At 68.2% G+C, this 26,131-nt stretch carries 34 protein-coding genes; 31 read left to right on the top strand and 3 right to left on the bottom strand.

Annotated features, from left to right (window positions below; translation table 11 throughout):
* The first annotated feature begins 211 nt into the window (after positions 1–211).
* Positions 212–1,534, top strand: coding sequence for a sugar transferase (locus tag IF78_RS0122335; RefSeq protein WP_234439744.1), 1,323 nt, complete (start codon positions 212–214; stop codon positions 1,532–1,534).
* Between the two features lie 19 nt (positions 1,535–1,553).
* Here the strand turns inward: IF78_RS0122335 and IF78_RS0122330 are convergent, their stop codons facing one another.
* Positions 1,554–2,528: a GDP-L-fucose synthase family protein gene (locus IF78_RS0122330; RefSeq protein ID WP_051828085.1), complete on the bottom strand. Its 975-nt coding sequence runs from the start codon at positions 2,526–2,528 to the stop codon at positions 1,554–1,556.
* A 166-nt stretch (positions 2,529–2,694) separates the two neighbouring features.
* Between IF78_RS0122330 and IF78_RS0122325 the strand changes: the two genes are divergently transcribed.
* The 4 genes from IF78_RS0122325 to IF78_RS0122310 all read left to right on the top strand — a co-directional run bounded on the left by IF78_RS0122325 (position 2,695) and on the right by IF78_RS0122310 (position 6,832).
* Positions 2,695–3,306, top strand: a complete 612-nt coding sequence (locus IF78_RS0122325) for an LbetaH domain-containing protein (protein WP_199921361.1) — start codon at positions 2,695–2,697, stop codon at positions 3,304–3,306.
* Positions 3,303–4,433, top strand: a complete 1,131-nt coding sequence (locus IF78_RS0122320) for a glycosyltransferase (protein WP_031477862.1) — start codon at positions 3,303–3,305, stop codon at positions 4,431–4,433. Before IF78_RS0122325 ends, IF78_RS0122320 begins: the two co-directional genes overlap by 4 nt.
* Positions 4,434–4,444: 11 nt before the next feature.
* Positions 4,445–5,689, top strand: a complete 1,245-nt coding sequence (locus IF78_RS0122315; RefSeq protein ID WP_199921360.1) for a nucleotide sugar dehydrogenase — start codon at positions 4,445–4,447, stop codon at positions 5,687–5,689.
* A 120-nt stretch (positions 5,690–5,809) separates the two neighbouring features.
* Positions 5,810–6,832, top strand: coding sequence for an NAD-dependent epimerase/dehydratase family protein (locus tag IF78_RS0122310; RefSeq protein ID WP_031477859.1), 1,023 nt, complete (start codon positions 5,810–5,812; stop codon positions 6,830–6,832).
* Between the two features lie 27 nt (positions 6,833–6,859).
* Here IF78_RS0122310 and IF78_RS0122305 read toward each other — a convergent pair whose 3' ends face one another.
* Complete coding sequence (locus tag IF78_RS0122305; RefSeq protein WP_031477857.1) at positions 6,860–8,098, bottom strand: glycosyltransferase; 1,239 nt, start codon at positions 8,096–8,098, stop codon at positions 6,860–6,862.
* 169 nt (positions 8,099–8,267) lie between these two features.
* On the opposite strand from IF78_RS0122305, the gene IF78_RS0122300 reads away from it, so the two are divergent.
* The 5 genes from IF78_RS0122300 (at position 8,268) to IF78_RS46340 (ending at position 15,070) form a co-directional block, all read left to right on the top strand.
* Complete coding sequence (locus IF78_RS0122300; RefSeq protein ID WP_234439743.1) at positions 8,268–9,710, top strand: hypothetical protein; 1,443 nt, start codon at positions 8,268–8,270, stop codon at positions 9,708–9,710.
* Complete coding sequence (locus IF78_RS0122295) at positions 9,685–11,358, top strand: hypothetical protein (protein ID WP_031477854.1); 1,674 nt, start codon at positions 9,685–9,687, stop codon at positions 11,356–11,358. The genes IF78_RS0122300 and IF78_RS0122295 overlap by 26 nt, the downstream gene beginning before the upstream one ends.
* Positions 11,355–12,899, top strand: coding sequence for an oligosaccharide flippase family protein (locus tag IF78_RS0122290; RefSeq protein WP_031477852.1), 1,545 nt, complete (start codon positions 11,355–11,357; stop codon positions 12,897–12,899). The genes IF78_RS0122295 and IF78_RS0122290 overlap by 4 nt, the downstream gene beginning before the upstream one ends.
* Before the next feature lie 72 nt (positions 12,900–12,971).
* Positions 12,972–14,516 (top strand): hypothetical protein, encoded by a 1,545-nt coding sequence (locus IF78_RS0122285; protein WP_051828083.1) that lies wholly within the window; start codon positions 12,972–12,974, stop codon positions 14,514–14,516.
* Entirely contained in the window at positions 14,516–15,070 is a 555-nt protein-coding gene (locus tag IF78_RS46340) for an FAD synthase family protein (protein ID WP_078662542.1), read from the top strand. Before IF78_RS0122285 ends, IF78_RS46340 begins: the two co-directional genes overlap by 1 nt.
* Here the strand turns inward: IF78_RS46340 and IF78_RS0122275 are convergent.
* On the bottom strand, positions 14,960–15,661 hold the full coding sequence (locus IF78_RS0122275; protein WP_031477846.1) for a CDP-alcohol phosphatidyltransferase family protein: 702 nt from the start codon (positions 15,659–15,661) through the stop codon (positions 14,960–14,962). The genes IF78_RS46340 and IF78_RS0122275 overlap by 111 nt on opposite strands.
* A gap of 537 nt (positions 15,662–16,198) precedes the next feature.
* On the opposite strand from IF78_RS0122275, the gene rpsJ reads away from it, so the two are divergent.
* The 21 genes from rpsJ to rplO all read left to right on the top strand — a co-directional run bounded on the left by rpsJ (position 16,199) and on the right by rplO (position 26,034).
* Entirely contained in the window at positions 16,199–16,507 is a 309-nt protein-coding gene (gene rpsJ / locus IF78_RS0122270; RefSeq protein WP_003948644.1) for a 30S ribosomal protein S10, read from the top strand.
* 18 nt (positions 16,508–16,525) lie between these two features.
* The gene (gene rplC / locus IF78_RS0122265) at positions 16,526–17,170 is read left to right on the top strand and encodes a 50S ribosomal protein L3 (protein ID WP_031477844.1); all 645 of its coding nucleotides are present in this window, start codon (positions 16,526–16,528) and stop codon (positions 17,168–17,170) included.
* Positions 17,171–17,178: 8 nt separating this feature from the next.
* Positions 17,179–17,835: a 50S ribosomal protein L4 gene (rplD, locus tag IF78_RS0122260; protein ID WP_031477842.1), complete on the top strand. Its 657-nt coding sequence runs from the start codon at positions 17,179–17,181 to the stop codon at positions 17,833–17,835.
* The gene (rplW, locus tag IF78_RS0122255) at positions 17,835–18,254 is read left to right on the top strand and encodes a 50S ribosomal protein L23 (RefSeq protein ID WP_031477841.1); all 420 of its coding nucleotides are present in this window, start codon (positions 17,835–17,837) and stop codon (positions 18,252–18,254) included. Before rplD ends, rplW begins: the two co-directional genes overlap by 1 nt.
* Before the next feature lie 40 nt (positions 18,255–18,294).
* Positions 18,295–19,131: a 50S ribosomal protein L2 gene (rplB, locus tag IF78_RS0122250; protein WP_031477839.1), complete on the top strand. Its 837-nt coding sequence runs from the start codon at positions 18,295–18,297 to the stop codon at positions 19,129–19,131.
* Between the two features lie 12 nt (positions 19,132–19,143).
* Positions 19,144–19,425, top strand: coding sequence for a 30S ribosomal protein S19 (gene rpsS / locus IF78_RS0122245; RefSeq protein WP_003998828.1), 282 nt, complete (start codon positions 19,144–19,146; stop codon positions 19,423–19,425).
* Between the two features lie 43 nt (positions 19,426–19,468).
* Positions 19,469–19,816, top strand: coding sequence for a 50S ribosomal protein L22 (gene rplV / locus IF78_RS0122240; protein WP_031477837.1), 348 nt, complete (start codon positions 19,469–19,471; stop codon positions 19,814–19,816).
* The gene (gene rpsC / locus IF78_RS0122235) at positions 19,816–20,637 is read left to right on the top strand and encodes a 30S ribosomal protein S3 (protein WP_031477835.1); all 822 of its coding nucleotides are present in this window, start codon (positions 19,816–19,818) and stop codon (positions 20,635–20,637) included. Before rplV ends, rpsC begins: the two co-directional genes overlap by 1 nt.
* Positions 20,638–20,642: 5 nt before the next feature.
* Entirely contained in the window at positions 20,643–21,062 is a 420-nt protein-coding gene (rplP, locus tag IF78_RS0122230) for a 50S ribosomal protein L16 (protein ID WP_030967307.1), read from the top strand.
* Positions 21,062–21,286 carry a 50S ribosomal protein L29 gene (rpmC, locus tag IF78_RS0122225; protein WP_007494763.1) on the top strand — a complete coding sequence of 75 codons (225 nt, stop codon included), beginning with the start codon at positions 21,062–21,064 and terminating at the stop codon, positions 21,284–21,286. The genes rplP and rpmC overlap by 1 nt, the downstream gene beginning before the upstream one ends.
* Positions 21,286–21,570: a 30S ribosomal protein S17 gene (gene rpsQ, locus IF78_RS0122220; RefSeq protein WP_018543912.1), complete on the top strand. Its 285-nt coding sequence runs from the start codon at positions 21,286–21,288 to the stop codon at positions 21,568–21,570. Before rpmC ends, rpsQ begins: the two co-directional genes overlap by 1 nt.
* Positions 21,571–21,742: 172 nt before the next feature.
* Positions 21,743–22,111 (top strand): 50S ribosomal protein L14, encoded by a 369-nt coding sequence (gene rplN, locus IF78_RS0122215; protein ID WP_003998823.1) that lies wholly within the window; start codon positions 21,743–21,745, stop codon positions 22,109–22,111.
* A 2-nt stretch (positions 22,112–22,113) separates the two neighbouring features.
* Entirely contained in the window at positions 22,114–22,437 is a 324-nt protein-coding gene (gene rplX, locus IF78_RS0122210) for a 50S ribosomal protein L24 (RefSeq protein WP_031477830.1), read from the top strand.
* Positions 22,437–22,994 (top strand): 50S ribosomal protein L5, encoded by a 558-nt coding sequence (rplE, locus tag IF78_RS0122205; RefSeq protein WP_016434630.1) that lies wholly within the window; start codon positions 22,437–22,439, stop codon positions 22,992–22,994. Before rplX ends, rplE begins: the two co-directional genes overlap by 1 nt.
* Positions 22,995–22,999: 5 nt before the next feature.
* Positions 23,000–23,185, top strand: a complete 186-nt coding sequence (locus IF78_RS0122200; RefSeq protein WP_003948630.1) for a type Z 30S ribosomal protein S14 — start codon at positions 23,000–23,002, stop codon at positions 23,183–23,185.
* Positions 23,186–23,397: 212 nt separating this feature from the next.
* Entirely contained in the window at positions 23,398–23,796 is a 399-nt protein-coding gene (rpsH, locus tag IF78_RS0122195) for a 30S ribosomal protein S8 (RefSeq protein WP_015658459.1), read from the top strand.
* Between the two features lie 24 nt (positions 23,797–23,820).
* Positions 23,821–24,360 (top strand): 50S ribosomal protein L6, encoded by a 540-nt coding sequence (gene rplF / locus IF78_RS0122190; protein ID WP_031477828.1) that lies wholly within the window; start codon positions 23,821–23,823, stop codon positions 24,358–24,360.
* 3 nt (positions 24,361–24,363) lie between these two features.
* Positions 24,364–24,747, top strand: coding sequence for a 50S ribosomal protein L18 (gene rplR / locus IF78_RS0122185; RefSeq protein WP_031477827.1), 384 nt, complete (start codon positions 24,364–24,366; stop codon positions 24,745–24,747).
* Between the two features lie 38 nt (positions 24,748–24,785).
* Positions 24,786–25,391, top strand: coding sequence for a 30S ribosomal protein S5 (gene rpsE, locus IF78_RS0122180; protein ID WP_009190144.1), 606 nt, complete (start codon positions 24,786–24,788; stop codon positions 25,389–25,391).
* A gap of 2 nt (positions 25,392–25,393) precedes the next feature.
* The gene (gene rpmD / locus IF78_RS0122175) at positions 25,394–25,576 is read left to right on the top strand and encodes a 50S ribosomal protein L30 (protein WP_003974250.1); all 183 of its coding nucleotides are present in this window, start codon (positions 25,394–25,396) and stop codon (positions 25,574–25,576) included.
* A gap of 2 nt (positions 25,577–25,578) precedes the next feature.
* Positions 25,579–26,034: a 50S ribosomal protein L15 gene (gene rplO, locus IF78_RS0122170; protein ID WP_031477826.1), complete on the top strand. Its 456-nt coding sequence runs from the start codon at positions 25,579–25,581 to the stop codon at positions 26,032–26,034.
* The last annotated feature ends 97 nt before the right edge of the window (positions 26,035–26,131 follow it).

Raw genomic sequence — 26,131 nt, 5'->3', positions numbered from 1 at the left:
CCAAATCTTCGATGCAGCCGCGCCTACGTCTTTGTCGGGTGCCGGGGCCACAGGGAGAACCATGCGGCAGTTCACCAGCGCGGTGTCGGGACGGGCTGTCCCTCTCGCACCGCACCGGACAACTTCGCGCAAAGGTCGGACGGACGGGTGGTACGTACCGGTCGCGGTCTTTGCCGACTCGGCCGCAGTGGCCCTGCCGACACTGGCGGTGTTGTCCGCGATCGGGGAGGCCCATGCCGTGCACCGGGCTGCGGTGATCACTGCTGTCTGGCTGCTCGTGCGCGTCGCCGCCAGGCGCTACGCCTCCTGGACATGGGACGAAGGCGTTCCGGTCGGGTCGGTCCTGCGGGACTGGCTGGTGCTGCTCGGCGCCCTGACCGTGCTGCGGACCGTGGCAGGGATCGGGAGTCCGCCCGCCGCGGAGTTTGTCGCCCTGTGTCCGGCGTTGCTCGTGACCGTGGTCTGCCGCAAGGCCGTCCACCGGCATCTGATGGCCGTACGACGACGCGCCCGGGCGCTCCGGCGTGTTCTGGTCATCGGCGAGGCCGCGACGGTGGACGCCGTGGTCGGACAGCTCGCCGAGCGTACCGACCACGGGTACGTGGTGGTCGGGGCCTGTGTGGTGGGTGAGGGCGGCGTCCTGTCCGGGGTGCCGGTGTCCACCCGGCTTCGGGCCGACGAGCCGACCGCTCTCGACGAGGATGCCGTGCCCGTCGCGGAAGCCGCCGAGGCGCTCGGTGCCGACCTGGTCTTCGCCGCGACGGGCAGGTACATGTCCGGTCACCGGCTGCGGCGGCTGTCCTGGGCCCTGCACGACCGGGGCTGCCCGCTGATGGTCCTGCCGGGCCTCGTCGAGGTGGTCCGGCGCCGGGTCCGGCTCACCTCGGCGGCCGGGCTCACGCTGCTGGACATCTCGCCGCCGACGCGCCGCGGTCTGCCGGTGCTCCTGAAGGCCGTCACGGACCAGGTGGGCGCGCTGGTCCTGCTCGTCACCCTGGCCCCGCTGTTCGCACTCCTGGCGATCGTGGTTCGCATGGGATCGGCCGGCCCTGTGATCTACCGACAGACGCGTGTCGGCCGGAACGGCGAGCCTTTTCCCATGTGGAAGTTCCGGACCATGGTCGTGGGTGCCGACCGGATGAAAGGGGACCTGGCGACCGCGAACGAGCACGACGGCCATATGTTCAAGCTGCGCCGGGATCCACGTATTACGCCGATCGGCCGCTTTCTGCGCCGTTATTCGCTGGATGAACTTCCCCAGTTGGTGAATGTTCTGCTCGGCCATATGTCACTGGTGGGCCCCCGCCCGCCCCTCCCCGAGGAAGTCGCCCACTACGACCAGGTCGAGATGCGCCGGCTGAGCGTCAAACCCGGCCTCACCGGACTGTGGCAGGTGAGCGGACGGTCCGACCTCTCCTGGCACGAGACGGTCTCGCTGGACCTGCAGTACGTGGACAACTGGTCGTGGGGTTGGGACATCTCGGTCATGACCCGCACGCTCCGTGCGGTGCTGGACGGGCGCGGGGCCTATTGAAGCAAGGGGGCGAGGAGGCTCACGCGCCGACCGTCGCCCGGTGCACCGCCCGTGAGTCGTCCCCCGTGCTCAACCATGACGCGTACGTGGCGGTGATGCCCTCACGCAGGGCGATCCTGGGCTTCCAGCCGAGTGCCGTCAGGCGGGAGACGTCGAGCACCTTGCGCGGGGTGCCGTCCGGCTTGGTGGTGTCGAACGTGATCCGTCCCTCGTAGCCGACGACCTTCCCGACGATCCCGGCCAGTTCACGGATCGTCAGGTCGTCGCCGCAGCCGACGTTGACGGGGGCATCGCCGTCGTAGCGGCGCAGCAGCGTCAGGCAGGCGTCCGCGACGTCGTCGACGTGCAGGAACTCCCGGCGAGGGGTGCCGCTGCCCCAGAGCACGACCTCGTCGAGGCCGTCCCGCTTCGCCTCGTGGAAGCGACGGATGAGGGCCGGCAGGACGTGTGAGGTCTCCAGGTCGAAGTTGTCGCCGGGGCCGTAGAGATTGGTCGGCATCGCGCAGATGAACGAGGCGCCGTACTGCCGCCGGTAGGACCGCACCTGGACGATACCCGCGATCTTGGCCAGCGCGTACGGCTCGTTGGTCGGCTCCAACGGGCCTGTGAGCAGGGCCGCTTCGCGGATCGGCTGTGCTGTGAGCCTGGGGTAGATGCACGACGAGCCGAGGAACAGCAGGCGTCGTACGCCCGCTTCGTACGCGGCCGAGATCACGTTCAGCTGGATCCGCAGGTTGTCCTCGATGAACTGCACCGGAGACGTGCTGTTGGCCATGATGCCGCCCACCTTGGCCGCGGCCAGGACGACGGCGTCCGGCCGGGTGTCGCGCAGGAACGCCGTCGTGGCGGTCGCGTCGCGGAGGTCCAGCTCGGACCGGGGGCGGGTCAGGACCTCGTAACCGTCGGCCGTCAGACGGCGGGTCACCGCCGAGCCGACGAGTCCGCGATGGCCGGCGACGTAGATGCGGGCGGGTGCGGCAAGAAGATCTTCCATGTGGCCGAGTCTGCCAGCAACACACCTATATATGCCGCGTAACGCTAGAAAGTAGTGGAAACTCGCATATGCGGACATAGTGTCGACTCCGGTCCCGTCCTTGACCCTGCCCGCACTCGCACCCGTGCCTTCGCCCTCGATCCCGACTCCCGGGAGGGACCACGCCATGGCAGATACCGCAGTGTCGCCCGACTCCCGCGATCAGTCCGGCCACCAAGTGGGCCACAGCGCCGACGGGGCCGCCCGCCGGGCCGTCGTGGAACGTTCCCTGCGGGGCTTCACGGGAGCCGGTTATGACAAGGGGCGCTCCTTGCTCGTGCAGGCGGCCTGGTTCGCCGTACTCAACCTGGCCTTCGTCAAGTGGTGGTTCCCGGCGCGCTGGCGGCCGGCCCTGCTGCGGGCGTTCGGTGCGCGGATCGGGCAGCGGGTGCTGATCCGTCAGCGGGTGCGGGTGCACTGGCCGTGGCGGCTGGAGGTCGGCGACGACGTGTGGATCGGTGAGGGCGCCTGGCTGCTGAACCTGGAGCGGATCACGATCGGCAGCAACGTGTGCGTCTCTCAGGGCGCGCTGCTGTGCACCGGGAGCCATCAACGCCGTACTCCCACCTTCGAGTTCGACAACGGGCCCATCCGGCTCGAGCCCGGTGCGTGGGTCGCGGCGCGAGCCGTCGTCCTGCGCGGCGTCACCGTGGGCCGGGGTGCCGTGGTGGGCGCCTCGGCGGTCGCCCACCGTGACATCGACCCGGGTGCGGTCGTGACGGCCGGAGCCGCGGCATGAGACTCGTGCACGTGGTGACGCTCGTCAGCGACGACGGAGCGTACGGCGGCCCCACGAGCGTGGCCGTCGGACAGCTGCAGGAGTGCGCCGCCCGGGGCCACGAGGTCACGCTGCTGTCGCTGTGGAGGGGAAGGACCACGGCGCCCGCGCGCATCGGCTCGGTGGCGCTGCGCACGCGCCCGGCGCGCGCTCTGCTTCCGGGGCGCTTCACCGGCCTCTTGCACCCGCTGCTCGTCGCGGACCTGTGGCGCTCCATGGGCAGGGCCGACGTGGTGCACATCCACGCGGGACGTGATCTGGTCTCCCTCACCGCGCTCGTGGTGGCCGCACTTCGGCGCAAGCGGTTCTTCGTCCAGACGCACGGCATGGTGGAGCCGCGTCGCTCGGCCGTCGTCAGGCTCTTCGACCGCGTGTACGTGCCCCTTCTGCGCCGGGCACGCGGCTGCCTGGTCCTCACCGAGCGGGAGCGGAGCGCTGTGGCCGAGGTCGTCGGCCCCGGTGGTCCGCCGCTGCTGATCACGCCCAACGGTGTCCGACCGGGGGACGGCGGTACGGCGGACGGGGTGCGGCACGGCCGAGAGGTGCTCTTCCTCGCACGGCTGCACCCGCGCAAGCGCCCGGACGCCTTCGTCGAGATGGCCGCCCTGGTCCACCGGACGGTGCCCGACGTCCGGTTCACCCTGTACGGGGCGGACGAGGGCTCGCTGCCAAACGTGCGCCGTCTCATCGCCGCCCATGGGCTCGGCGGGGTCGTCTCCTACGGCGGGGCGCTGGACCACGCCGAAGCCGTATGGGCCTTCACGACGGCGACCGTGTACGTGCTGCCCAGCGTCGACGAGCCGTTCGGGATGACGGTCCTCGAGGCCATGTCCGTGGGCACCCCTGTCGTGTGCACCGAGACCTGCGGCCTGGCGGACGAACTGGCCCGACGTGAGGCGGCGATCGTCACCGACGGCAGCCCGCGGGCCATGGCCGACGCGGTCTGCCGACTGCTGACGGATGAGGACACACGCGAAGCACTCGTGAAAGCGGGCCGCCGTGCCGTGGAGGACGTCTTCTCCATCCATGTGGTGGCGGAGCGACTCGAAGAGATCTACCGAACCGTTGATGCCCCGCCGGTGATGTAACGAGGAGACGCATGTCGCTCACGAACCTGGAATCCCGCGCCGACATGAACAGCCCACGGTCCGTGCGATCCGCCACGGACGTGGTCATCATCGGCGGCTGCGGACGAGTGGGACTTCCTCTGGGGATCGCGCTCGCCGCGCACGGAATGCTGTCGGTGACGCTCTACGACATCGACGCCGCCGCCGTCGACACGGTCAACCGGGGGGAGCTGCCCTTCGCCGAGAGCGGGGCCGCCCAGCCGCTGCGTGAGGCCGTACGCGACGGTCTGCTGCGCGCCACGACCGACGGCACGTGTGTGGCCGGCACCGAGAACCTCATCGTGGTGGTCGGGACACCCGTTGACGAGCACCTCAATCCGGACCTCGGGGCGGTCCCCAGGGCCCTGGAGCGCTGCGCGGAACATCTGCACGACGGCCAGCTGGTCATGCTCAGAAGCACCGTGCACCCCGGGGTCACCGCGCTGACCGAGCGGCTGCTCGAACGGCTCGGCAAGAACGTCGATGTGGTCTTCTGCCCGGAGCGCATCGCCGAGGGCGCGGCCATGACCGAGCTGTTCGAACTGCCCCAGCTGGTGGCGGCCCGCTCCGAACGGGCCGGTGACCGGGCGGAGAAGTTCTTCCGCATCCTTACGGACAAGATCGTCCGTATGCGTCCGGAGGAGGCGGAGCTCGCGAAGCTCTTCGCCAACACCTGGCGGTACGTCAAGTTCGCCACCGTCAACCAGTTCTGGATGATGGCGAACGAATTGGAGCTCGATTTCGAGCAGATCCGCAAGGCCATCACCTACGACTATCCGCGGGCGTCCGACATGCCGGGAGCGGGTTTCGCCGCCGGCCCCTGCCTGCTCAAGGACACCCTGCAACTGGCGGCGTTCACCGGGAACAACTTCGTCCTGGGGCACGCGGCCATGCTGGTCAACGAGGGGCTGCCGCTCTACCTGGTGTCCCGCCTGGAACGCAGGTTCCCGCTCGCGGAAACGCGGGTGGGAGTCCTCGGCATGGGTTTCAAGGCCGGCAGCGACGACGTTCGGGAAAGCCTGTCGTTCAAGCTTCGCCGGATCCTGATGGCCAAGGCACGGGAAACCCTGTGCACCGACCCGTATGTCAGCGACCCGCGCTTCGTGGAGCTGAGCGAGGTCATGCGCCGGGCGGATGTGCTGATCGTCGCCACGCCGCACCCCGAATACCGGGATCTGGCCACGGAGAAGCCCGTCGTGGACCTCTGGGGCATCGCCGGCCGCGGTGTTCGCGTCTGACCCGTTCCGCTGCGTCGAAGGCCCGCCTCCCCTTCACCCGAAGCCCTCCCGCCAGCTCAAGTCCCCACATCCGAAGCCCCCGTGTCCGAGGGCTCGACGACCGCACCAGAAAGGTCTTCCGTGAAGGTTCTCGTCACCGGAGCGTCCGGTCTGATCGGCAGTTACCTCGTCAGGGAACTGCTCCACCAGGGGCACACCGTGGTGGGTCTGGACAACTTCTCGAAATACGGCGACGCCCGCCGCAGCACCGTGCAGGACTCGCGGTACCGGCTGGTCGAGGGAGACGCCCGGGACGTGGATCTCGTCGCCGAACTGCTGGCCGACTGCGACCACTTCGTCGCTGGTGCGGCGATGATCGGCGGGATCTCCTACTTCCACACCTACGCCTACGACCTCCTCGCCACGAACGAGCGGATCACCGCCGCGGCGTGCGATGCGGCGATCCGGGTCCACGGCGACGGGCCGCTGCAGAAGGTGACGTACCTGAGCTCCTCGATGGTGTACGAGAACACCGACTTCTGGCCGTCCCGGGAGGGGGACGAGCGCCGCATCCCTCCGGCGTCGTCCTCGTACGGCTTCCAGAAGCTGGCGGTGGAGTACTTCGCCAGGGCGGCATGGGACCAGTACAGCCTCCCCTTCACCATCGTGCGGCCCTTCAACTGCGTGGACGTGGGGGAGGAACGCACCGTCGGCCAGGGCGAGGAACGCTCGGGCGACATCAAGATCAGCACCTCCCATGTGGTGCCCGACCTGGTCCAGAAGGTGCTCAAGGGGCAGGACCCCCTGCACATCCTCGGCAGTGGCGCCCAGGTGCGGCACTTCACCTACGGCGGGGACCTGGCCCGCGGTATCTGTTCGGCGATCTTCCACCCCGCCGCGCTCAACGAGGACTTCAACCTGGCGAACGCCGAGGGCACCAGCATCCTGGAGCTGGCGGAGCGGATCTGGCGCAAGATCAAGGGCGCCGACGAGCCGTTCCGGTACACGAGCGACCGGCCGTACGAGCACGACGTGCAGCGCCGGTCCCCCGACGTGTCCAAGGCCCGGGACGTGCTCGGCTTCACCGCGACCACCACGCTGGACGAGATCCTCGACAAGATCATCCCGTGGGTGTCCCAGGCCGTCGACGAAGGTCGCCTGTGACCGTTCGGCCTCCCGCCGGCCGGGGCGCTATGAGCTCAGCGCCTCGGCCAGCATCGCGGTGATCCGTCCGAGCCCGGCCTGCGGACTGAGGCGTTCGCGCACGTAGGCCGGGCCACGAGCGCCGAGTGCGGCCGAGCGCGCCGGGTCCCGGATCAGTTCTCCCAGGGCGGCGTGGAGCGCCGCGGGGTCCTCCGCCGGGACGACGACTCCCGCCCCGGAGCGACGCACCTCCTGGGCCGTGCCGCCCTGCGGGGCCACCGAGGCCACGACCGGGCGGCCGCTCGCGAAGTAGGACGTCAGCTTGGAAGGCAGGCTCATGTCGAGCACGGATGCCCGCTGGGTCACCGCGAGGGCGTCCGCGGCGGCCAGCACGTCGGGGAAGTCCGCGTCGGCCGCGGGCGGAAGCAGATCCACGTTCGCCAGGCCGGCGGCGAGCCGCTCCACGTGTGACCTCTGGCTGCCGTCCCCCATGAGGACGACCCGCAGCCGCGGGGTGGCGCCGGCCGCGATCCGAGCGGTCTCGACCAGCACGTCGAGGCCCTGCTTCAGCCCCATGTTCCCGGCGTGCAGCACGATGAACTCGTCGTCCGCCCAGCCGAGTCGCGCCCGTACCGCCCGCCGGTCACCCGTGGGGGGCGGCACATGAGTCCAGTTGGGCACGACTCTGACGTGCTGTCCCGGCACCCCGGTCGCGGTGACCCGGTCCACGAACGACTCATGCACCACCCCGACCAGAGCGGCCGAGCGCAGGATCCTCGCCTCCACGCCGGCCACCAGGGACGCCACCCGGCCCCCACCGCTGATACCGCTCTGCGCGGCCGCGGCCCCCATGAGGTCCTGCACCACGACGACGTGCGGCACCCCGTGCCGACGGGCCAGCCGGCCGCCGATGACGCCTCCCGCGAGGGTCGGCATCTGACTCAGAACGATGTCCGGCCGTCCGGCCGGCGGCCGGACCGACCCGTGTGCGAGGAAGCTGACCTCGTAGCCGGCCCGGCGGAGCGCGGTCTGCCGCGACGGCACGAAACCGCGGCGGCGATGGATGCGTACGCCTTCCCGGCTCTCCACCATCCGCCAACGCCCCCGGTAGTCGCGGTGGACGCGCCAACCCGGGTAGTGCGGCATGGCCGCCAGGACGTCGACCTCGGCGCCGCGGGCGGCCAGATGCTCCGCGGTTCCGGTCGCGTAGGGCGCGATTCCGGCGTGCTCGGGGGCGTAGTTGGCCGACACGAGGAGGACGTGACGACCTGTCAGGAGATCGGTCATTTCATGAAAATACGATGCAAGTATCGCAATACTCCAGAAAGCGCGCCGATTGCTTCGATGGTTATGTGTTATTAGTGCGCTATAAATCAACTGTCCTAGTTCCATGATGTTTGTCAGGTTCAATAAGGGGACGCAGGTGCAGGGTGGTCACGTCCGTTGTCTTGCTGCGGTGAGCGGCTGGGGCGTCGTACTCATCGGCTTGCTGCCAGGCCTGGTGCTGCAGAACCTGGACGTTCACTTCGGCGCGGCACTCGCCCTGCAGTGCGTCGTCGTGGCGCACACCGGTGGGGCGCTCGCCCGGGTGCTCACCAGTACGTCGGTGCGGCTCGTCGCTCTCGGGTTCTGGCTGTTCGCCTATGTGTGGCTCGGTCTGGCACCGCTCGCCATGCTCGCCACCGACATGTACCCACTCGACTACCGCACCGGTGAGGCCACCGCCTTCGCCGCCGCCGCCCTGACCGAACTCGGGCTGCTCGCCTACACCGCAGGCACGGCACTCGCCGCACGGCGAGGTCACGGCCGGCGGGTCGTGCTCGAGCCGCTGCTGTCCCGCAGGCTCACTCCGGTGCCCGTTCTCCTCCTGTGCGGCGCCGCGCTCGTGCTCGCGGTCGCACTGATTCCCCATCTGGGCGGACTGGCCGCCTTCTTCACGAGCAGACAGGCCGTGCGCCAGACGGGCGCCGCGTCGGAGACGGCACGGGCGATGAGCATCTGGGCAGTCGCCGTCCCCGCCTTCTGGGGACTGCTGGGCCTGTTGCACCTGCCCCTTCTGAAAGGGGGCGACCGATGGTTGCGCAAAGTCCGCTGGATGCTCCTGCCGCTCATGCTCGTGCTGAACGTCGTCGTCAACAACCCCATCAGCAGGCCGCGCTTCTGGGCCGGAACCGTCCTTCTCACCCTGCTGTTCTCATGGCGCCGGTTCGACAGCCCGCGGGCCTTTCGCGTCACCGCCGCCGCGCTCACGGCCGTGGTGCTGCTCGTCTTCCCGTACAGCGACTACTTCCGTTACAACGAACGCGAAACCGTCCAGGTGGTGTCCCTGTCCGAACAGCTCACCACGGGCATGGACTACGACGGCTTTCAGCAGATGCAGACAGGCATCGACCAGGTGGGGGAGAACGGCTTCTCACCGTCGTCCGCGCTGGCGGTCCCCCTGTTCATGGTCCCGCGCTCCGCGTGGCCCGACAAACCGCAGGCCACCGGTGCCATGCTCGCCGACTACGTGGGCTACGACTTCAAGAACCTCTCGGCGCCGCTGTGGATCGAGTGCTTCCTGTGGGCGGGTGCCCCCTGTGTGGCCGTCGTCTTCTGTCTGCTGGGCGTGGCCTCACGCCGCATGGACGACATCCGGGAACGGCTGCGGGACAGCCGTTCCACCTTGGCGGTACTGCTGGTCCCGGCCTTCGCCTTCTACCAGCTCATCCTGCTGCGCGGCAGCCTCAGCGCCATTGTGGGACCGCTGCTGCTGCTCATCCTCGTCCCCTTGTTGCTCACTACCCGCTCCGCCCGGTCGTCCCGGGTCCCTTCACCGGTGCAGCCGTCCGCGAACGCGGGCCACGCACCGATTCCTGGAACAGGAGGTATCCGTGACCAGTCCCACCAGCCTGGATGACCGTGACGACGAACGGGACCAGCTGCGCGACCAGTTGCGTCAACTGCTGAGGTACCGCGCGGTCATCGCGCTGGGCATCGTCCTGGGGCTGCTCGGTGGACTGCTGCTGGTGATGTTCCGCGCCGGGACCTACACCGCGACGGGTGAGGTTCGCATCCGCTCGACCGCTGACCCGATCAACGCGTTCGGGGTGTCCATCGACAACCAGGTGACCATGGGCACGGAGCGGCGGATCGCGCTCAGCCCCGCCGTTGCGGCCCGTGCGGCCAGGGCGCTGGGGGAACCGTCCCGGGGCGACGCGCTGGCGGCGGAACTGCGGGTCGCGAGTCCGGCGGACAGCCAGGTCCTCAGGTTCGAGTACACGGCGGCCACCGCCAAGCGGGCGGCCCGGGTGACCAACGCGTTCGCCGCTGCCTATCTCGCCGATCGCAAGGACCGGATCCATGCCATGGTCAAGCGGATGACCGGTGAGCTGGAGCGGCAGATCGCCGCGCTGGCGAAGCGGAAGACCGCGAAGGGCGACGAGGCCGCGGCTCTGCGGGACCAGACCGGCGCCCTGCACAAGCGGATCTCGGACATCAGAACCTACGACACCACCGCGGGGGAGGTGGTCCGCAGGGCCGAGCCGCCGGCACAGCCGTCGGGACCGGGCCCCGCTTCGCTCATCGGTGTCGGCCTGTTGGGCGGTCTGGTCCTCGGCGCCTTCCTCGCCTGGCTGTGCGCCGCACTCGACCCGCGGGCACGCTCGGTCGGCGAGGTCCAAGGGGCCCTCGGCGCTCCGGTGCTGGGTCTCCTCCCACGGTCCGAGCCGGACGGCGAACTGCTGCGGGTCGGCCGGGTCGCCGGCAGCCTCACGGAGGCCTACCGGGCTCTCGCCTTCCGGCTCCGTCACGACGAGAACCACGCGGCCAAGGGAACGCTCCTGGTCGTGGCACCGAAGCAGGGCCAGGACGCCGAGGCCGCCGCGGTGAACCTCGCCGCCGCACTCGCCGAGTCCGGTGAGGACGTGCTGCTGGTGGATGCCACGGCGAACATGCCCGGCCTCTCGGCACGGCTGCCCTCGGTGGCCGATGGTCCCGAGGCCGGCACCGAAACGGCCGCCGGCCCCACGGGCCGGGTCGTCGTCGACGCGGGCACGGCCGGGCGATTCACGCTCTTCCCCGACCGCGGCGCCAGCACCACGACCGACGAAGCCCTGACGCCCTCCGCGGTGACTCGCGCGCTGCCCGGCGCCGACTCCGCAACGTCGGCCCTCGTCATCACCCGGCCTCTGCTCGACCATCCCGACGCTCTGGCGGTCGCCCAGCGTGTGGACGGCGTCCTGGTGGTGGGCGGCCTGGACCACACCAGGCGCGACGACCTCAAACAGGTGCGCGAACTGATCAGCTGCTCGGGCGGACACGTCGTGGGCGCGGTGCTGGACACCGGCACACCGCGGAGCCGACTGCGCCGTGCCATGGACGCCGTCCGGGGGGCCCGTCGGCTGACGGAGCTGCGCCGGTTCACGGCAACGACCGCGCCCGCAGCCGGGGCCGGGGACCGCCCCGCGCCCCCGCATCAGGCCGACGGCGGGCCGCAGGAGGAGAAGCTCGCCCCGTCACCGCAGGGCGCCTCCGCGCAGGACGACACACTCTCCGCCTCCCGATGAGCGCCGCCGGAACGGCTGTTCCCGTCACCGGCGGGACGGCCACCCGGAACGGAGTCGCCGCCACCGCGCGCGGCGGTTGGTGGGGCTTCCTCGGTGCGGTGATCAACGCCACCTTCGGCTACCTCCTCGTCGCCCTGATCACGCGTGCCCTCGGCGCGCACGGATCGGGAGCCGTCTTCACGGGCGTCGCCGTCTTCACCATCCTCAGCAACACCTGCAAACTCGGTGCCGACACGGGGCTGGTGCGCTTCGTGTCCCGCGACGTGGCCACCGGCCGTGGCCACCAGGTGGGCGCCCTCGTGCGCAGTGCCGTCGTACCGGGGGCCGCGGCGAGTACGGCGGCCGCGGCCCTGCTGTTCCTGTCGCCCTCGACCGCCACCTCGCTGCTGCCGAACCTCGCCCCGGAGGACGCGGTCACCCTGGTACGGCTCTTCGCGCTGTTCCTCCCGCTGGCCACGGTGAGCCTGATCCTGCTCGGCGCAACCCAGGGCTACGGCACGGTGGTTCCGTTCGTAGGCGTCGAGCAGGTCGGCAAACCGGTCCTGCGCGTTCTGATCGCCGTGCCGGTCGCGTTTGTGACCCCGAGTGTGCTGAGCCTGGCATCCGCCTGGCTCATCCCCTCCATGGCCGGGGCCGTCGCCGCCTGGCTCGCGCTGCGCCGGTGCCACCGCACGCACCGCAAGCGTCCGTCCGGACCTGAAGTGGCCGCTGCCCGGCGGGGATTCTGGGCGTTCGCCGCACCTCGGGCGATCTCCTCCGTGTTCGACATCAGCGCCGTATGGGTGGGCGTCGTCCTGCTGTCGTCCCTGGCCACGAGCGAAGAGGCGGGCATCTACACCGCCGTCGGCCGTGTCATTGTCGCGGCGACTCTGCTCCAACTCGCCATCCGCCTGGCCGTCGCTCCGGAGATCAGCCGCCTGCTCGCCGTGGACGAGACCGCACAGGCCTGCCACCTCCATCGCATCTCGACGCGCTGGATCGTGCTGTTCTCCTGGCCTCTGCTCGTGCTCCTGACGAGTTTCCCCGAGACGGTGCTCTCGTTGTTCGGCCCGGAGTTCGAGCAGGGGGCCGTCGCGCTGGTGGTGCTCTGCGTCGCCTCGGCCATCAACGTCGGCGTGGGCAACGCCCAGACGGTGCTGCTCATGGCGGGCCGTAGCTCATGGCATCTCGCGGTCACCGGCGTCGCCTTCGCGGTGCAGTTGGCCGTGGGCATTCTCGCCGTGCCCCACTGGGGCGTTCTGGGAGCCGCCTTGTCCTGGGGAGCGGCGATCGTCGTGGAGAACCTCGTCTCCGCCGTCCTGGTGCGCCGCCACCCGGGCTTCACGATCGTCGACCGCGGCTACCTCGCCGCCGTGGTCGTCGGTCTCTGCCTCACGGGCGCTCTCGTCCTTCCCGTCAGGCTGCTGGCAGGCGACACGGCCTTCGGACTCGCCGCCGGAATCGTCCTGGGAATGTGCGTATTCAGTATAAGTTTGTCCCGTTTTCGAGCCACGTTGGGAGTACGTGAACTGGTCGGCGTCCTCCGTGATCGCGCCTCGTAAAACCGTCCGGAAACCGAATTCCCCGTAATTCCGACCTCCCACCCTCCGTATCCGTCATCTCCGGGACAGCTCATGCATCTCAGAAATCGCAGGACGAGGATCGGCACCGCGGCTTGTACGGCGGTATTCCTCGCGATCACTTCGCTCCTGTCGACCGCCGCCTCGGCAGCCGACGGCGAGAAGACCATGACCGCCGATCCCTTGCCGACCTGGCAGACGGACGGCATCGTCTGGTCGCTCGAGTACGCACATGGTGTCGTGTACGTCGGCGGCACCTTCAGCAAGGTCCGCCCGCCCGGCGCGAAGCCCGGCGAGAAGGAGGTCACCCGCACCAACTTCGCCGCGTTCGACGCCACCACCGGCGAACTGCTGCCCTGTGCCCACTCGTTCACGGGGGGCGAGAACACCGTGCGGGCACTGAAGGCATCGCGAGACGGCAAGGTGCTCTATATCGGCGGCTCGTTCGGCAAGGTCGACGACACCGACGTGTACAGCACGGCCGCGATCAACACGGCCGACTGCTCGCTGCACAAGGAGTTCCGGCCGATGGCCTCGGCGACCGTTCGGGCCATCGAGACCACGGACTCCGCGGTCTATCTGGGCGGCGACTTCACACTGATCAACAACCAGACCAGGAACAGCATCGCGGCGGTCGGCCCGGATGGCTCGCTCCTGCCGTTCAAGGCGGACATCGATCTGCCGGTCCGGGCCATCGTGGCCGCACCCGAGCACGGGAAGATCGTGGTCGGCGGGGACTTCGTCGAGGTGAACGAGGACCTCATCCACGCGCTGGTCGCCCTGCATCCCACGACCGGCGCGACCGTCGCCGAATACCCGCTGTGGCTTCCGGCCAGGTCGGTGGTGAAGGCACTGGCACGCGACGAGAACAACTTCTACGTGGCGGCGGAGGGCAGAGGGACAGGCATCTTCGACGGTCGCATCGGGGGACGTCTGTCCGACAACGCGATGCTGTGGAAGGACAGGTGCTGGGGCGCGACCCAGGCCGTCGCCGTGCACAAGGGTGTCGTCTACAGCGGATCCCACGCCCACAGATGCGTCGACACCCCAGGGGGCTTCCCCGAGCACGAGGGGGGAAACCGGCAGCACTTCCTGGCCCAGTCGGCCCGGGACATGCGCATTCTGCACTGGTTCCCCGACACGAACGGAGGCATCGGTGAGGGGCAGGGTCCCCGAGTGCTGGAGGTGGCCGGAGACACCCTCTGGGCCGGTGGGGAATTCACCACGGTCAACGAGAACCCGCAGCAGAGTCTGACCCGCTTCGCGGCCGCCCCCGACACCGGAGCCCCCGAGCCGGCACCCACGCTCAATGTCACGGAGAACCGCGCCGGCAAGGTCACGCTCACCTGGCGCGCGGCCTGGGACCGGGACGACGCGGAGCTGACGTACCAGATCTACCGTGACGGCGACCTCGTGGCCTCGCCCAAGCAGCGGTCCGCCTGGTGGAACCGCTCCGACATGACGTACACGGACTCCGTCGCCCCCGGCTCTCGCCACAGCTACCGGATCGCCGTCACCGACGGCAGGAACACGACGCCCAGGTCGGAGCCGCTCACCGTGACCGCGGCCGCCGACGGGCAGCCGACGGGGGAGCGCTGATGGGAGAACGTCTCGGTTACGCGCCGGGCGTCTTCGACCTCTTCCACGTGGGCCATCTCAACATCCTGCGCCGGGCCCGGGAGCACTGCGACCGACTCGTCGCGGGCGTCTGCTGCGACGACCTGGTGGTACGGCTGAAGGGCAGGCCGCCCGTCGTACCGCTCTCCGAGCGACTGGAGATCGTCCGCGGCATCCGCTACGTCGACGAGATCTATGTCGCAACGGTGAACGACAAGATCGAGATCTGGAAGGAAGTCGGGTTCGACGTCATTTTCAAAGGCGACGACTGGCTCGGCACCGACGTCTGGAAGACCCTCGAATCGGAATTCTCGAAGGTCGGTGTAGAGGTCGTCTATTTCCCCTACACCCCCCACACCTCCAGCACTCTTCTGCGCCGCGCCCTCGACCTCCTGACCTTGGCGAAACCCCCCGGTCCGCCAAGGTCAGGAGAGCTCGCGGAACCACTTCAGAAGGAAGGCGGCCGCGAAGAGGACATGGGCCGCGAGCAAGGCGCAGTAGACGCCGAGAAAGAGATCCTGATCCGCCAGGAATAGGAAGCTGACGCAGACCATGCCGTAGTCGACGGGAAGAAGGATCACGGCCCGCAGTGTCGAGGGCGGCGCCGGCGAGGTCACTCTTCCCGTCTGTCGCTTCAGCTTCTCGGTCAGGATCCCGCCGAAGAGGATGACGACCGCCGCGAGCTGGAATGCCATGGGCACGACCAGGAAGGCGTCGCTGGGCAGGTCGAAGAAGCGGTAGAACGACACCAGCACCGCCATGTGAACGCCCATGATCTTGACGGCGTCGACGACGTGGTCCAGCCACTCGCCCCGGGCGCTCTCCGTTCTGCGGCTGCGAGCCAGCTGTCCGTCCGCCGCGTCGAGGGCGAAGCCCAGCGCCAGCGCCGCGAACACCATGACCGCCAGCACCGGCGCGGGCGGCAACAGTGCCACGGCCGCCAGCGCCGGGAAGGTGAAGCACGCGCCGAGCACGGTGACCTGGTTCGGGGTGATCTCGCTGCGGTAAGCCAGCGCCGCGAGCATGCGGCCTGCCGGCCGATTGACGAACCGGCTGTAGAGAGAGACCCCCTTGGAAGGCTTCTGGGCTGCCGAAAGGTGCCTGAACACATCAAAGATTTCCGACATTCCGTCCTCTTTATGTGCAGAGCATAGAATATCGGTAATTGTTGCATGCGGGGATGCCCGTACTGATCATTGAGGGCTTCCGTGCGGTGGCCGGTGAGTGCCGGGCGCGGGCGGGTGCGGGACCCGCGTTTGACCTGTGTCACTCCCGGGGTATTCTCTCCGGCTCGATTGGCGGAGCCCCGGCCCCGTATGGCAGACTGTCCGAGTTGCTCGGTCGAGTGTTGATGCTGCGCGCCTCCCGCCGGGAGGACCGGAAGCGAGTCCCACAGTACTCGTCGCCCTAACTGCCGTAAGGCAGCGCTGGGGCGGACGTACGGGAATCTTTCGGGAAGCAAGGTGCGGCACCGGCCAGGCACCCGGTGGGCCTTCCGCCCCCGGTCCTGCGGTTCGCAAGGGCCGTGCTCCCAGGCAAGGGATGTTCGAACAAGGGGCATCTGTGTCAGCGGCAGCGCGACACGCCCGACCGCGTGGGTCGGAGAGCGGGGACTGGAACGCCGGGTTCCAGAGCGTTACGAGACAAAGGACTACTGAGTAGCCATGGCGGGACAGAAGATCCGCATCCGGCTCAAGGCCTACGACCACGAGGTCATCGACTCCTCGGCGAAGAAGATCGTCGAGACGGTGACCCGCACTGGTGCGTCGGTCGCGGGCCCGGTGCCGCTGCCCACTGAGAAGAACGTGTACTGCGTCATCAAGTCGCCGCACAAGTACAAGGACTCGCGCGAGCACTTCGAGATGCGCACGCACAAGCGCCTGATCGACATCCTCGACCCGACCCCCAAGACCGTTGACTCTCTGATGCGACTCGACCTCCCGGCCGGTGTCGACATCGAGATCAAGCTCTGAGGCGCGGTGATCTGAGAGATGGCTAAGCAGATCAAGGGCATCCTGGGCGAGAAGCTCGGCATGACGCAGGTGTGGGACGAGAACAACCGTGTTGTTCCGGTCACCGTCGTCAAGGCCGGCCCCAACGTCGTCACCCAGGTTCGTACCAACGACGCCGACGGCTACGAGTCCGTCCAGCTCGCCTTCGGCGAGATCGACCCGCGCAAGGTGAACAAGCCCCTCAAGGGCCACTTCGCGAAGGCCGACGTCACCCCCCGTCGTCACCTCGTCGAGATCCGTACGGCTGACGCCTCCGAGTACACGCTCGGTCAGGAAGTCACCGCCGAGGTCTTCGAGGCGGGCGTCAAGGTCGACGTCACCGGCAAGAGCAAGGGCAAGGGCTTCGCCGGTGTCATGAAGCGCCACAACTTCCGTGGCCTCGGCGCCGGGCACGGCACCCAGCGCAAGCACCGCTCTCCCGGTTCCATCGGTGGCTGCGCCACCCCGGGCCGTGTGTTCAAGGGCCTCCGCATGGCGGGTCGCATGGGCAACGAGCGGGTCACCACCCAGAACCTGACCGTCCACGCCGTTGACGCGGAGAAGGGTCTGCTGCTCATCAAGGGCGCGGTTCCCGGTCCGAACGGCGGCCTCGTCCTGGTCCGCACCGCGGCCAAGGGGGCCTGAGGTAACCGATGAGCACTGTTGACATCCTTTCGCCGGCGGGCGACAAGGCCGGTACCGTCGAGCTCCCCGCGGAGATCTTCGACGTAGAGAAGATCAGCGTTCCGCTGCTTCACCAGGTCGTCGTCGCGCAGCTGGCCGCTGCCCGCCAGGGCACGCACAAGACCAAGACCCGCGGTGAAGTCCGTGGTGGTGGCAAGAAGCCGTACCGCCAGAAGGGCACCGGCCGCGCCCGTCAGGGTTCGACCCGCGCGCCGCAGTTCGCCGGTGGTGGCGTCGTGCACGGTCCCGTGCCGCGTGACTACTCGCAGCGGACCCCGAAGAAGATGAAGGCCGCGGCCCTGCGCCACGCCCTCACCGACCGGGCCCGCAACAACCGCATCCACGTCGTCTCCGGCGTCATCGAGGGCGAGACCCCGTCCACGAAGTCCGCCAAGACGCTGTTCGGCAAGATCTCGGAGCGCAAGAACCTGCTCCTGATCGCCGAGCGCGCCGACGAGGCCGCGTGGCTGTCCGCCCGCAACCTGCCCCAGGTCCACATCCTGGAGCCGGGCCAGCTGAACACGTACGACGTTCTCGTCTCGGACGACGTGGTCTTCACCCAGGCCGCGTTCGAGTCCTTCGTGTCTGGCCCCAAGGCCGCTGACACCGAAGGGAGCGAGGCCTGATGGCTACGCGTCACCCGAGCATTGCCTCCAAGGCCGCGAAGGCCGCCAAGGCCGCGCGCGTCGCCAAGGCGCGTCGCCACGCCGCCGAGGGCAAGAACACCGTCGAGACCCCGGTGAGCAAGTCCTTCACGGACCCCCGTGACGTGCTGCTCAAGCCGGTCGTCTCCGAGAAGAGCTACGCGCTCCTCGACGAGGGCAAGTACACGTTCATCGTCGCCCCGGGCGCCAACAAGACCCAGATCAAGCAGGCCGTCCAGGCGGTCTTCTCGGTCAAGGTCACCGGGGTCAACACGATCAACCGCCAGGGCAAGCGCAAGCGGACCCGCACGGGCTTCGGCCAGCGTGCCGCCACCAAGCGCGCGATCGTGACCCTCGCCGAGGGCGACCGTATCGACATCTTCGGCGGTCCGACCGCCTAAGGGCGGTCCGGATCGTCCGATATCGGACGAGGACTGAGAAATGGGAATCCGCAAGTACAAGCCGACTACGCCGGGCCGTCGTGGTTCCAGCGTCGCCGACTTCGTCGAGGTCACGCGGTCCACGCCGGAGAAGTCGCTGGTCCGCCCGCTGCACAGCAAGGGCGGCCGTAACAACGCCGGTCGTGTGACCGTTCGCCACCAGGGTGGCGGACACAAGCGCGCCTACCGCGTGATCGACTTCCGTCGTCACGACAAGGACGGCGTGCCGGCGAAGGTCGCGCACATCGAGTACGACCCCAACCGCACCGCGCGCATCGCGCTGCTGCACTACGCCGACGGCGAGAAGCGCTACATCCTCGCCCCGCGCAACCTGCAGCAGGGTGACCGCGTCGAGAACGGTCCCGGGGCCGACATCAAGCCGGGCAACAACCTGGCCCTCCGCAACATCCCGGTCGGTACCACGATCCACGCGATCGAGCTCCGTCCCGGTGGCGGTGCCAAGTTCGCCCGCTCCGCCGGTGCCTCCGTGCAGCTGCTCGCGAAGGAGGGCTCGATGGCCCACCTCCGCATGCCGTCCGGTGAGATCCGCCTGGTCGACGTGCGCTGCCGCGCCACCGTCGGCGAGGTCGGCAACGCCGAGCAGAGCAACATCAACTGGGGTAAGGCCGGCCGTAAGCGCTGGCTGGGCGTCCGCCCGACCGTTCGCGGTGTGGCGATGAACCCGGTTGACCACCCCCACGGTGGTGGTGAGGGCAAGACCTCCGGTGGTCGCCACCCGGTCAGCCCCTGGGGTCAGAAGGAAGGTCGTACTCGTGCTCCCAAGAAGGCGAGCAACAAGTACATCGTCCGCCGCCGCAAGACGAACAAGAAGCGCTAGGAGCGGGTTTAGATGCCGCGCAGTCTCAAGAAGGGGCCCTTCGTCGACGACCACCTGATCAAGAAGGTGGAAGCCCAGAACGAAGCCGGCACCAAGAACGTCATCAAGACCTGGTCCCGTCGCTCCATGATCGTGCCGGCCATGCTCGGCCACACGCTCGCGGTGCACAACGGCAAGACCCACATCCCGGTGTTCGTCACCGAGTCGATGGTCGGCCACAAGCTCGGCGAGTTCTCGCCGACGCGCACCTTCCGGGGTCACGTCAAGGAAGACCGGAAGTCGAAGCGCCGCTAGTAGCGGATCGCATTCAGACACGTAAGTAACTGAAGGGACAACCATGGAAGCCAGGGCCCAGGCGCGGTACATCCGCGTCACGCCCATGAAGGCCCGCCGTGTGGTGGACCTCATCCGTGGCATGAACGCCACGGAGGCCCAGGCGGTCCTGCGATTCGCTCCGCAGGCTGCCTCTGTGCCGGTCGGCAAGGTGCTCGACAGCGCCATCGCCAACGCCGCGCACAACTACGACCACACGGACGCCTCCTCGCTGGTCATCAGCGAGGCGTACGTCGACGAGGGTCCGACCCTGAAGCGGTTCCGGCCGCGCGCCCAGGGTCGTGCCTACCGGATCCGCAAGCGGACCAGCCACATCACCGTGGTCGTCGCCAGCAAGGAAGGAACCCGGTAATGGGCCAGAAGGTAAACCCGCACGGGTTCCGGCTCGGTGTCACGACCGACTTCAAGTCGCGTTGGTACGCCGACAAGCTGTACAAGGACTACGTCAAGGAAGACGTCGCCATCCGTCGGATGATGACGTCCGGCATGGAGCGCGCCGGCATCTCGAAGGTGGAGATCGAGCGCACCCGTGACCGTGTCCGCGTGGACATCCACACCGCGCGTCCGGGCATCGTCATCGGCCGCCGTGGCGCCGAGGCCGACCGCATCCGCGGTGACCTCGAGAAGCTCACGGGCAAGCAGGTCCAGCTGAACATCCTCGAGGTCAAGAACCCCGAGACCGACGCTCAGCTGGTTGCCCAGGCCGTTGCCGAGCAGCTCTCCTCCCGCGTCTCCTTCCGTCGGGCCATGCGCAAGAGCATGCAGTCCGCCATGAAGGCCGGCGCCAAGGGCATCAAGATCCAGTGCGGTGGCCGCCTCGGTGGCGCCGAGATGTCCCGCTCGGAGTTCTACCGCGAGGGCCGTGTGCCCCTGCACACGCTCCGCGCGAACGTGGACTACGGCTTCTTCGAGGCCAAGACGACCTTCGGCCGCATCGGTGTGAAGGTCTGGATCTACAAGGGCGACGTCAAGAACATCGCCGAGGTCCGCGCCGAGAACGCTGCCGCCCGTGCGGGTAACCGCCCGGCGCGTGGCGGTGCCGACCGCCCGGCCCGTGGTGGCCGCGGTGGCGAGCGGCGCGGTCGCAAGCCGCAGCAGGCTGCCGGTTCCGAGGCCCCCAAGGCCGAGGCTCCCGCGTCCGCTCCGGCTGAGAGCACCGGAACGGAGGCCTGACCGACATGCTGATCCCCCGTAGGGTCAAGCACCGCAAGCAGCACCACCCGAAGCGCTCCGGCGCTGCCAAGGGTGGCACGACGGTTGCGTTCGGCGAGTACGGCATCCAGGCGCTCACCCCGGCGTACGTGACGAACCGTCAGATCGAGGCCGCTCGTATCGCCATGACGCGTCACATCAAGCGTGGTGGCAAGGTCTGGATCAACATCTACCCGGACCGTCCGCTCACCAAGAAGCCCGCCGAGACCCGCATGGGTTCCGGTAAGGGTTCTCCGGAGTGGTGGATCGCCAACGTCAAGCCCGGACGCGTGATGTTCGAGCTGTCGTACCCCAACGAGAAGATCGCCCGTGAGGCGCTGACTCGTGCGGCCCACAAGCTGCCGATGAAGTGCCGGATCGTCAAGCGCGAGGCAGGTGAAGCGTGATGTCGGCCGGTACCAAGGCGTCCGAGCTGCGCGAGCTGGGCAACGAGGAGCTTCTGGCGAAGCTTCGCGAGGCCAAGGAAGAGCTGTTCAACCTCCGCTTCCAGGCGGCGACGGGTCAGCTCGAGAACCACGGCCGTCTCAAGGCGGTCCGCAAGGACATCGCGCGGATCTACACCCTGATGCGCGAGCGTGAGCTGGGCATCGAAACGGTGGAGAACGCCTGATGAGCGAGAAGAACGTGACTGAGAACGCAGAGGCGCGCGGCTTCCGCAAGACCCGTGAGGGTCTCGTCGTCAGCGACAAGATGGACAAGACCGTCGTCGTCGCCGTCGAGGACCGCGTGAAGCACGCGCTGTACGGCAAGGTCATCCGCCGTACGAACAAGCTCAAGGCGCACGACGAGCAGAACGCCGCGGGTGTCGGCGACCGCGTCCTCCTCATGGAGACCCGGCCGCTGTCCGCGACGAAGCGCTGGCGCGTCGTCGAGATCCTCGAGAAGGCGAAGTAATCAAGCGGGGCTACGGCCCCGCTGACCCCCGCCGGGGCTCCGGCCCCGGCGGACAGGGTTCTTCCCTTTCAGAGGCGCAAGTAATTCCTGCGAGGCAATCCCCGCAGGACGGTTCCGCCAGGCTCTCCGGTTCAAACCCCGGAGGGAACCGGCAGACAAACAGGAGATAGACGTGATCCAGCAGGAGTCGCGACTGCGTGTCGCCGACAACACTGGTGCGAAGGAGATCCTTTGCATCCGTGTGCTCGGTGGCTCCGGTCGCCGCTACGCGGGCATCGGTGACGTCATCGTCGCCACCGTCAAGGACGCGATCCCCGGTGGCAACGTGAAGAAGGGTGACGTCGTCAAGGCGGTCATCGTTCGCACCGTCAAGGAGCGCCGCCGTCCGGACGGCTCGTACATCCGCTTCGACGAGAACGCCGCCGTCATTCTGAAGAACGACGGCGACCCTCGCGGCACCCGTATCTTCGGCCCCGTCGGCCGTGAGCTGCGCGAGAAGAAGTTCATGAAGATCATCTCGCTCGCGCCGGAGGTGCTGTAAGCATGAAGATCAAGAAGGGCGACCTGGTCCAGGTCATCACCGGCAAGGACAAGGGCAAGCAGGGCAAGGTCATTGCCGCTTACCCGCGCGAGGAGCGCGTCCTGGTCGAGGGTGTCAACCGGGTCAAGAAGCACACCAAGGCCGGTCCGACCGCTCGCGGTTCCCAGGCCGGCGGCATCGTCACGACCGAGGCGCCGATCCACGTCTCCAACGTCCAGCTGGTCGTTGAGAAGGACGGCAACAAGGTCGTCACGCGTGTCGGTTACCGCTTCGACGACGAAGGCAACAAGATCCGCGTTGCCAAGCGGACGGGTGAGGACATCTGATGGCTACCACCACGACTCCGCGTCTGAAGCAGAAGTACCGCGAGGAGATCGCGGGCAAGCTGCGTGACGAGTTCAAGTACGAGAACGTCATGCAGATCCCCGGCCTCGTCAAGATCGTGGTCAACATGGGTGTGGGCGACGCCGCCCGCGACTCCAAGCTGATCGAGGGCGCCATCCGCGACCTCACCACGATCACCGGTCAGAAGCCGGCCGTCACCAAGGCCCGCAAGTCCATCGCGCAGTTCAAGCTGCGTGAGGGCCAGCCGATCGGTGCCCACGTCACGCTCCGTGGCGACCGCATGTGGGAGTTCCTGGACCGCACCCTGTCGCTCGCGCTCCCGCGCATCCGCGACTTCCGTGGTCTGTCCCCCAAGCAGTTCGACGGCCGTGGCAACTACACCTTCGGTCTCACGGAGCAGGTCATGTTCCACGAGATCGACCAGGACAAGATCGACCGCGTCCGGGGTATGGACATCACCGTGGTGACCACGGCGACCAACGACGCTGAGGGCCGCGCGCTCCTTCGTCACCTCGGCTTCCCGTTCAAGGAGGCGTGAGCGAGATGGCGAAGAAGGCTCTGATCGCTAAGGCTGCTCGCAAGCCCAAGTTCGGTGTGCGTGGCTACACCCGCTGCCAGCGCTGCGGCCGTCCGCACTCCGTGTACCGCAAGTTCGGCCTGTGCCGCGTGTGCCTTCGTGAGATGGCTCACCGTGGCGAGCTGCCGGGCGTGACCAAGAGCTCCTGGTAATCCCCTTATTTAGGGATTCCGGAAGCTCTCGGTAAGCATCTGGGTGGACAGGGGCCCACCCCCGCATGGCTTAGGCTTGTGGGGTTGGGCGCCTGTCACGCCCGTACGACTTACTACGCCGTAGGTCCACCGCGCCGCACCCGTCCCGTCTCGGATCGGGGAGAGGGATGGCGCACCAGGAAACCCCGGCGAGAGAGGCCGAAGGCCAATTCATGACCATGACTGATCCGATCGCAGACATGCTTACGCGTCTGCGGAACGCGAACTCGGCGTACCACGACACCGTGGCGATGCCGCACTCGAAGATCAAGTCGCACATCGCGGAGATCCTCCAGCAGGAGGGCTTCATCACGGGCTGGAAGGTCGAGGACGCCGAGGTCGGCAAGAACCTCGTCCTGGAGCTGAAGTTCGGCCCCAACCGTGAGCGCTCCATCGCGGGCATCAAGCGGATCTCCAAGCCCGGTCTGCGGGTTTACGCGAAGTCCACCAACCTGCCGAAGGTGCTCGGCGGCCTCGGCGTGGCGATCATCTCCACGTCCCACGGGCTCCTCACCGACAAGCAGGCCGGCAAGAAGGGCGTAGGCGGAGAAGTCCTCGCCTACGTCTGGTAGCAGAAGGGAACGGAGGAAACAGCTATGTCGCGCATCGGCAAGCTCCCCATCGCGGTTCCCGCCGGCGTGGACGTCACCATCGACGGCCGTACGGTCAAGGTCAAGGGCCCCAAGGGCGAGCTGACCCACACCGTGTCGGCGCCGATCGAGGTCGCCAAGGGCGAAGACGGCACCCTGCAGGTGACCCGCCCGAACGACGAGCGTCAGAACAAGGCCCTGCACGGCCTGTCCCGCACGCTGGTGGCGAACATGATCACCGGCGTGACCCAGGGTTACGTGAAGAAGCTCGAGATCAGCGGTGTCGGTTACCGCGTGACCGCCAAGGGCTCGAACCTCGAGTTCGCGCTCGGTTACAGCCACCCGATCCTGGTCGAGGCCCCCGAGGGCATCACCTTCAAGGTCGAGGCTCCGACGCGTTTCTCGGTCGAGGGCATCGACAAGCAGAAGGTCGGCGAGGTCGCGGCCAACATCCGCAAGCTGCGCAAGCCCGACCCGTACAAGGCCAAGGGCGTCAAGTACGAGGGCGAAGTCATCCGCCGCAAGGTCGGAAAGGCGGGTAAGTAAGCCATGGCATACGGGCAGAAGATTCTCAAGGGCGACGCCTACAAGCGCGCCGCGATCAAGCGCCGTCACATCCGGATCCGCAAGCGGATCAACGGTACGGCGGAGCGTCCCCGTCTGGTCGTTACCCGCTCCAACCGCCACATCGTGGCCCAGGTGATCGACGACCTCAAGGGTCACACCCTTGCGTCGGCGTCCACCCTGGAGACCTCGATCCGCGGTGGCGAGGGCGACAAGTCCGCGCAGGCCAAGCAGGTCGGCGCCCTGGTCGCCGAGCGCGCCAAGGCCGCGGGCGTCGAGGCCGTCGTATTCGACCGTGGTGGTAACCAGTACGCCGGGCGCATCGCCGCCCTGGCGGACGCCGCCCGCGAAGCCGGCTTGAAGTTCTGAGCCGTTCGTAGCTAGCGGAAAAGAGAGAGGTAAATCCAATGGCTGGACCCCAGCGCCGCGGTGGCGGTGCCGGTGGCGGCGAGCGGCGGGACCGGAAGGGCCGTGACGGCGGCGCAGCTGCCGCCGAGAAGACCGCGTACGTTGAGCGCGTTGTCGCGATCAACCGCGTCGCCAAGGTTGTGAAGGGTGGTCGTCGCTTCAGCTTCACCGCGCTGGTCGTGGTGGGCGACGGTGACGGCACCGTGGGTGTCGGTTACGGCAAGGCCAAGGAGGTGCCGGCCGCCATCGCCAAGGGTGTTGAGGAGGCCAAGAAGCACTTCTTCAAGGTCCCCCGCATCCAGGGCACCATCCCGCACCCCATCCAGGGTGAGAAGGCTGCCGGCGTCGTCTTGCTCAAGCCCGCGTCGCCCGGTACCGGTGTTATCGCCGGTGGTCCGGTGCGTGCCGTGCTCGAGTGCGCCGGTATCCACGACGTGCTGTCGAAGTCGCTCGGCTCCGACAACGCCATCAACATCGTGCACGCGACCGTGGAGGCCCTGAAGGGCCTGCAGCGTCCCGAGGAGATCGCGGCCCGCCGTGGTCTGCCGCTCGAGGACGTCGCCCCCGCGGCTCTTCTCCGTGCGCGTGCCGGGGCGGGTGCGTAATCATGGCGCAGCTCAAGATTACGCAGGTCAAGTCCTACATCGGCAGCAAGCAGAACCACCGTGACACCCTGCGCTCCCTTGGTCTCAAGGGCATCAACACGCAGGTCGTCAAGGAGGACCGCCCCGAGTTCCGCGGCATGGTGCACACCGTCCGCCACCTCGTGACGGTCGAGGAGGTCGACTGATCATGGCGGAGCAGAACCCGCTGAAGATCCACAACCTCCGTCCCGCCCCGGGCGCCAAGACCGCCAAGACCCGTGTCGGTCGTGGTGAGGCGTCGAAGGGTAAGACGGCCGGTCGTGGTACGAAGGGTACGAAGGCTCGTTACCAGGTTCCGGAGCGCTTCGAGGGTGGCCAGATGCCCCTCCACATGCGTCTTCCGAAGCTGAAGGGCTTCAAGAACCCGTTCAAGACCGAGTACCAGGTCGTGAACCTCGACAAGCTGGCGTCCCTGTACCCCGAGGGTGGCGAGGTCACCGTCGAGGGCCTGGTCGCCAAGGGTGCCGTTCGCAAGAACAGCCTCGTCAAGGTCCTCGGCCAGGGCGAGATCTCCGTGGCGCTGCAGGTGACGGTCGACGCCGTCTCCGGCTCCGCCAAGGAGAAGATCACCGCCGCCGGCGGTACCGTCACCGAGCTCGTCTGAACGCATCAGGCGTCTTGATGACTTGAGCGATCCCGACCGGGGATACCCCACAAATGGGGTATCCCCGGTTGGTCGTTCCAAGGGGGGCAGTCTCGCC

Source organism: Streptomyces bicolor (assembly GCF_000719285.1).
Lineage (GTDB): Bacteria > Actinomycetota > Actinomycetes > Streptomycetales > Streptomycetaceae > Streptomyces > Streptomyces bicolor.
Note: the sequence above shows the minus strand (reverse complement) of the source record. Positions and strands in the feature narration are given on the sequence as shown.

What these genes read in the sequence shown, in the direction of transcription:
- rpsE (WP_009190144.1), top strand. Translation starts at nt 24,786, where the DNA reads ATGGCTGGACCCCAGCGCCGCGGTGGCGGTGCCGGTGGCGGCGAGCGG.
- rplW (WP_031477841.1), top strand. Translation starts at nt 17,835, where the DNA reads ATGGCTACGCGTCACCCGAGCATTGCCTCCAAGGCCGCGAAGGCCGCC.
- IF78_RS0122305 (WP_031477857.1), bottom strand. Translation starts at nt 8,098, where the DNA reads ATGACCGATCTCCTGACAGGTCGTCACGTCCTCCTCGTGTCGGCCAAC.
- rpsH (WP_015658459.1), top strand. Translation starts at nt 23,398, where the DNA reads ATGACCATGACTGATCCGATCGCAGACATGCTTACGCGTCTGCGGAAC.
- rpmD (WP_003974250.1), top strand. Translation starts at nt 25,394, where the DNA reads ATGGCGCAGCTCAAGATTACGCAGGTCAAGTCCTACATCGGCAGCAAG.
- rplO (WP_031477826.1), top strand. Translation starts at nt 25,579, where the DNA reads ATGGCGGAGCAGAACCCGCTGAAGATCCACAACCTCCGTCCCGCCCCG.
- rpsS (WP_003998828.1), top strand. Translation starts at nt 19,144, where the DNA reads ATGCCGCGCAGTCTCAAGAAGGGGCCCTTCGTCGACGACCACCTGATC.
- rpsJ (WP_003948644.1), top strand. Translation starts at nt 16,199, where the DNA reads ATGGCGGGACAGAAGATCCGCATCCGGCTCAAGGCCTACGACCACGAG.
- rplP (WP_030967307.1), top strand. Translation starts at nt 20,643, where the DNA reads ATGCTGATCCCCCGTAGGGTCAAGCACCGCAAGCAGCACCACCCGAAG.
- rplV (WP_031477837.1), top strand. Translation starts at nt 19,469, where the DNA reads ATGGAAGCCAGGGCCCAGGCGCGGTACATCCGCGTCACGCCCATGAAG.
- rplX (WP_031477830.1), top strand. Translation starts at nt 22,114, where the DNA reads ATGAAGATCAAGAAGGGCGACCTGGTCCAGGTCATCACCGGCAAGGAC.
- IF78_RS46340 (WP_078662542.1), top strand. Translation starts at nt 14,516, where the DNA reads ATGGGAGAACGTCTCGGTTACGCGCCGGGCGTCTTCGACCTCTTCCAC.
- IF78_RS0122325 (WP_199921361.1), top strand. Translation starts at nt 2,695, where the DNA reads ATGGCAGATACCGCAGTGTCGCCCGACTCCCGCGATCAGTCCGGCCAC.
- IF78_RS0122290 (WP_031477852.1), top strand. Translation starts at nt 11,355, where the DNA reads ATGAGCGCCGCCGGAACGGCTGTTCCCGTCACCGGCGGGACGGCCACC.
- rplE (WP_016434630.1), top strand. Translation starts at nt 22,437, where the DNA reads ATGGCTACCACCACGACTCCGCGTCTGAAGCAGAAGTACCGCGAGGAG.
- rplF (WP_031477828.1), top strand. Translation starts at nt 23,821, where the DNA reads ATGTCGCGCATCGGCAAGCTCCCCATCGCGGTTCCCGCCGGCGTGGAC.
- rplC (WP_031477844.1), top strand. Translation starts at nt 16,526, where the DNA reads ATGGCTAAGCAGATCAAGGGCATCCTGGGCGAGAAGCTCGGCATGACG.
- rpsC (WP_031477835.1), top strand. Translation starts at nt 19,816, where the DNA reads ATGGGCCAGAAGGTAAACCCGCACGGGTTCCGGCTCGGTGTCACGACC.
- rpsQ (WP_018543912.1), top strand. Translation starts at nt 21,286, where the DNA reads ATGAGCGAGAAGAACGTGACTGAGAACGCAGAGGCGCGCGGCTTCCGC.
- IF78_RS0122275 (WP_031477846.1), bottom strand. Translation starts at nt 15,661, where the DNA reads ATGTCGGAAATCTTTGATGTGTTCAGGCACCTTTCGGCAGCCCAGAAG.
- IF78_RS0122320 (WP_031477862.1), top strand. Translation starts at nt 3,303, where the DNA reads ATGAGACTCGTGCACGTGGTGACGCTCGTCAGCGACGACGGAGCGTAC.
- rplB (WP_031477839.1), top strand. Translation starts at nt 18,295, where the DNA reads ATGGGAATCCGCAAGTACAAGCCGACTACGCCGGGCCGTCGTGGTTCC.
- rplD (WP_031477842.1), top strand. Translation starts at nt 17,179, where the DNA reads ATGAGCACTGTTGACATCCTTTCGCCGGCGGGCGACAAGGCCGGTACC.
- rplR (WP_031477827.1), top strand. Translation starts at nt 24,364, where the DNA reads ATGGCATACGGGCAGAAGATTCTCAAGGGCGACGCCTACAAGCGCGCC.
- IF78_RS0122330 (WP_051828085.1), bottom strand. Translation starts at nt 2,528, where the DNA reads ATGGAAGATCTTCTTGCCGCACCCGCCCGCATCTACGTCGCCGGCCAT.
- rpmC (WP_007494763.1), top strand. Translation starts at nt 21,062, where the DNA reads ATGTCGGCCGGTACCAAGGCGTCCGAGCTGCGCGAGCTGGGCAACGAG.
- IF78_RS0122200 (WP_003948630.1), top strand. Translation starts at nt 23,000, where the DNA reads ATGGCGAAGAAGGCTCTGATCGCTAAGGCTGCTCGCAAGCCCAAGTTC.
- IF78_RS0122315 (WP_199921360.1), top strand. Translation starts at nt 4,445, where the DNA reads ATGTCGCTCACGAACCTGGAATCCCGCGCCGACATGAACAGCCCACGG.
- IF78_RS0122285 (WP_051828083.1), top strand. Translation starts at nt 12,972, where the DNA reads ATGCATCTCAGAAATCGCAGGACGAGGATCGGCACCGCGGCTTGTACG.